Origin of the sequence: Mycobacterium sp., from assembly GCF_035603715.1 — a bacterium.
Lineage (GTDB): Bacteria > Actinomycetota > Actinomycetes > Mycobacteriales > Mycobacteriaceae > Mycobacterium.
In genome coordinates this window covers 1-4,007 of sequence record NZ_DATNJW010000107.1, presented here as the reverse complement: position 1 = coordinate 4,007, position 4,007 = coordinate 1, and the positions used below count along the sequence as shown (strand labels likewise).

The 4,007-nt window shown below is 64.2% G+C and carries 6 protein-coding genes; 4 read left to right on the top strand and 2 right to left on the bottom strand.

Features of this window, described 5'->3' with window-relative positions:
• The 4 genes from VN856_RS04740 to VN856_RS04725 all read left to right on the top strand — a co-directional run.
• The coding region (locus VN856_RS04740; protein ID WP_325686657.1) for an NDMA-dependent alcohol dehydrogenase at window positions 1-991 on the top strand (991 nt) is incomplete at its 5' end.
• A gap of 5 nt (window positions 992-996) precedes the next feature.
• Window positions 997-1,422, top strand: coding sequence for a ketosteroid isomerase family protein (locus VN856_RS04735; protein WP_325686655.1), 426 nt, complete (start codon window positions 997-999; stop codon window positions 1,420-1,422).
• 5 nt (window positions 1,423-1,427) lie between these two features.
• Window positions 1,428-2,297, top strand: a complete 870-nt coding sequence (locus VN856_RS04730; protein WP_414686869.1) for an SDR family NAD(P)-dependent oxidoreductase — start codon at window positions 1,428-1,430, stop codon at window positions 2,295-2,297.
• Between the two features lie 29 nt (window positions 2,298-2,326).
• The gene (locus VN856_RS04725; protein WP_325686651.1) at window positions 2,327-2,731 is read left to right on the top strand and encodes an HIT family protein; all 405 of its coding nucleotides are present in this window, start codon (window positions 2,327-2,329) and stop codon (window positions 2,729-2,731) included.
• Between the two features lie 11 nt (window positions 2,732-2,742).
• Here the strand turns inward: VN856_RS04725 and VN856_RS04720 are convergent, their stop codons facing one another.
• The gene (locus VN856_RS04720) at window positions 2,743-3,432 is read right to left on the bottom strand and encodes a hypothetical protein (protein ID WP_325686649.1); all 690 of its coding nucleotides are present in this window, start codon (window positions 3,430-3,432) and stop codon (window positions 2,743-2,745) included.
• A 21-nt stretch (window positions 3,433-3,453) separates the two neighbouring features.
• Window positions 3,454-4,007, bottom strand: a 554-nt coding sequence (locus tag VN856_RS04715; protein ID WP_325686647.1) for a HAMP domain-containing sensor histidine kinase, incomplete at its 5' end; no start/stop codon positions are given.

Genomic DNA, 4,007 nt, shown 5'->3' with positions numbered 1-4,007 from the left:
GGTGACCGGCGGCATCCCGATGGGCGGCTTCCCGGTTCTCGGCGGCCACGAGGGCGCCGGCATCGTCACCGAAGTCGGCCCAGGCGTTGAGGACATCGCACCGGGCGACCATGTGGTGCTGTCGTTCATCCCGTCCTGCGGCCACTGTCCGACCTGTCAGGCCGGCATGCGCAATCTGTGCGACCTCGGTGCCGGGCTGCTCAACGGCGCAGCGGTATCCGACGGCACGTTCCGGATCCAGGCCCGCGGCAAAGACGTCTTCCCGATGACGTTGCTGGGGACGTTCTCGCCCTACATGGTGGTGCACAAGAGTTCGGTCGTGAAGATCGACGAGTCGGTGCCGTTCGAGGTTGCGGCCCTGGTGGGTTGCGGCGTCACCACCGGCTACGGTTCGGCGGTTCGCACCGCCGACATCCGGCCGGGTCAGGACGTGGCGATCGTCGGCGTCGGTGGTGTGGGTATGGCAGCGCTGCAGGGTGCCGTTACGGCGGGCGCGCGCTACATCTTCGCGATCGATCCGGTCGAGTGGAAGCGCGACCAGGCCCTGAAGTTCGGCGCCACGCACGTCTACCCCGACATCTTCGCCGCCATGGGCGGAATGATGGATGTGACCTACGGCCTGATGGCCCACAAGGTGATCGTCACCGTCGGCGAGCTGCAGGGTGCCGACGTCGACAACTACCTGATCCTGACTCAGAAGGGCGGCACCTGCGTGCTGACCGCCATCGGCAGCCTGGTGGACACCAACGTCACCCTGAACCTGGCGATGCTGACCCTGATGCAAAAGAACTTGCAGGGCACCATCTTCGGTGGCGGTAACCCGCAGTACGACATCCCCCAGCTGCTGTCGATGTACAAAGCCGGCAAGCTCAACCTCGACGACATGATCACCCGCCAGTACAAGCTGGAGCAGATCAACGACGGCTACAAAGACATGCTGGACGGCAAGAACATTCGCGGCGTCATCCGCTACACGGACGCCGACCGGTAAACATCATGTCGGCCGAAACCGCTGAAAAGTCCCCCGCGCTCGCCGCTTCCCAGTCGTCGTGGCGCTGCGTGCAGGCCCACGACCGCGAGGGCTGGTTGGCCCTGATGGCCGACGACGTTGTGGTCGAAGATCCGATCGGCAAGTCCGTGACCAACCCCGAAGGCACCGGCGTGCGGGGCAAGGACGGCGTGGCCGAGTTCTACGACACCAACATCGCCGCCAACCAGTTGCAGATCACCTGCGAGGAGACGTTTCCGTCCAGCGACCCCAACGAGGTCGCGCATATCTTGGTGCTGCGCAGCAAGTTTGACAACGGGATCATCAGCAGCGTGCGGGGCGTGTTCACCTACCGCGTCAACGACGCCGGATTGATCGCGAACATGCGCGGCTACTGGAACCTCGACATGATGACCTTCGGCAACGAGGAGTGACCTCACTGCTCGCCGGCCGCGGCGCAGTCGTGGTCGGCGGGTCACGGGGCATCGGCGCGGCTGTCGCGGCATTGTTGGCGCAGCACGGCGCCGGTGTGGTGGTCAACGGCCGAGATGCCGACGCTGCCAACTCGACCGTGGACGGCATCACTGCCGGCGGCGGGCATGCCGTTGCCCATCCCGGTTCGGCGTCGGATCAGCAGATCGCAGAATCGTTGGTGGACAGGTGCATTGACGAGTTCGGCGGCATCCACATCCTGATCAACTGCGCCGGCATCGCCGAGCCGCCGGGCTCGTCCATCCTCGATATCAGCTCAGCGCAGTTCGCCGAGCTGCTCGACGCGCATCTGGGCACGGTGTTCGCCACCTGCCGGGCCGCCGCCCCCAAGATGGTCGCGCGGGGCGGCGGCAGCATCGTCAACAGCGGCTCGTTCGCGTTCCTGGGCGACTATGGCGGCACGGGCTATCCGGCCGGCAAGGGCGCGGTCAACAGCCTCACTCTGGCGATCGCCGCCGAGCTGAAAGAGCATGGCGTACGGGCCAATGTGGTGTGCCCCGGCGCCAAGACCCGGTTGTCCACCGGGCCGGACTACGTTTCCCACATCACCGAGCTGCACCGCCGAGGATTGCTCGACGAAGTCTCCATGCGGGGTTCGCTGGACGTCGCGGGACCGGACTACGCCGCGCCGACCTACGTTTATCTGGCCAGCGAGCTCGCCACCCATCTCACCGGCGAAATCTTCGCCGCTTCAGGGGGTTTCGTGGGTCGATTCCCAAAGGCAGCGCCGGACCTGATCGGCTACCGCGACTATCACGATGCACCGCCGTGGTCGGTGGGCGAGATTTCCGCGCTACTCGACGGCGGCCCGGCCTAGGCGCTGGCCGCACAACATATGCTGAAGCGATGGCCACTATCTTCAGCAGAATCATCAACGGCGAACTGCCCGGACGGTTCGTCTACGAGGACGACGAGGTCGTTGCCTTCTTGACCATCGAGCCGATGACCCAGGGCCACACGCTGGTGGTGCCGCGAGCCGAGATCGATCAATGGCAGAACATCGAGCCGGCGGTGTTCGGCCGGATCATGTCCGTCGCCCAGTTGGTCGGTAAAGCGGTCACCAAAGCGTTCGAGGCTGACCGGGCCGGGGTGATCATCGCCGGGCTCGAGGTGCCGCACCTGCACGTCCACGTCTTCCCGGCGAAGAGCCTAAGCGATTTCGGCTTCGCCAACGTCGACCGCAACCCCTCTGCGGAATCCCTCGACGAGGCGCAGGCGAAAATCAAAGCGGCACTTGCCGAGTTGAGCTAACGCCGGGCGGCTCAGCCTCGTTCGCGATAACTGTGCTCAGTCCTGAACAGTGTGGGAAACGACATGTGGGCCGATTTTGCCCACTCGTCCATCGTGTCGATGTTGATCCCGAACGTCGACTTGTACGAAGCGGCGAGTAGGACGAACACGGCCGCATACACAACCGACATCGCGCAGGCGAGCTCTTGCCAGTCATGGTTGACGAAGATCGGCACGACAACACTCGCGATTGTCAGAGCCAACACAACGGCCAGCAGTCCGCCGTAGGTGATAATCGAGGCCGCGGCGATCGCATATCTCTTTTCTTTCAACAGAATTGGGATCTCATTCACCAGCCGCCCACCGGTATGACCGAGCCACAACCTCGTCGGGTACGTGATGCTGGGGATGTGATCCAGCAGCTTCTGCTCGAGCAGGACGATCGCCTGATTGTGCGCGTAGACACGACTGTTCAATTGCGAATGCCAGGCTATGACCAGCCACACCGGTATCGGTACTACCGGGACCAAAGAGTGCGGGACGGTGTCTGGTCTGGTCGCCCACGCGGCGCCGACCACGGTGGAGTAGGCCACCAAGATGCTGATCAGCGATAGGGAATGCCCCAAGATGCTTTGCACCTCATACCGTTCAGCCTCGAACAACGCCGCGATCGCGGGCACTGAGTCCTCAGCGCCGGTTGAATCGTTGTTGGGAGTCGCCATCGTCGGGAGCCTACTGTTTATTTACCGGGCCGATCCTGCCTTTGCGGGCACATCGGCTATACGCGGCAGGCTGACATAGAAGCGGCATCCTTGCCCGGGTGCCGTGGTGACGTTCACGGTTCCGCCGTGGGCGTGGACCAGCGAGTCCACAATCGACAACCCCAGTCCGCTACCGCCGCTGCTGCGCGCGCGCGACGAGTCGGTGCGATAGAACCGCTCGAAGACTCGCTGTGCGTCTTCCTGACTCATGCCGGGACCCTCGTCGACGACCTCCAGAATCGAGTCGTCGGTGGTGGTGCCGACCCGCACGATGATGTCGGCGGTTTCGGGGGTGTGCTGCAGGGCGTTGGTCATCAAGTTGCCGAGAACCTGACGGAGCCGGGCCTCGTCGCCCAGCACCTCGGGGGTACCGGGACCGTCCACCACGTCGATGGTGATCGTTCGATTGGGCGACACCGCCCGCGCGTCGTGTACGGCATCAGTGGCCAGCGCCAGCAAATCCACCAGTTTGCGCTCGATCGGGCGTTGGGCGTCCAGCCGCGCCAGCAGCAGTAGGTCGTCGATGAGCAGACCCA

Bases quoted from the DNA above. Each gene is read 5' to 3' on its own strand.
- VN856_RS04735 (WP_325686655.1), top strand. From the start codon at position 997: ATGTCGGCCGAAACCGCTGAAAAGTCCCCCGCGCTCGCCGCTTCCCAG.
- VN856_RS04725 (WP_325686651.1), top strand. From the start codon at position 2,327: ATGGCCACTATCTTCAGCAGAATCATCAACGGCGAACTGCCCGGACGG.
- VN856_RS04720 (WP_325686649.1), bottom strand. From the start codon at position 3,432: ATGGCGACTCCCAACAACGATTCAACCGGCGCTGAGGACTCAGTGCCC.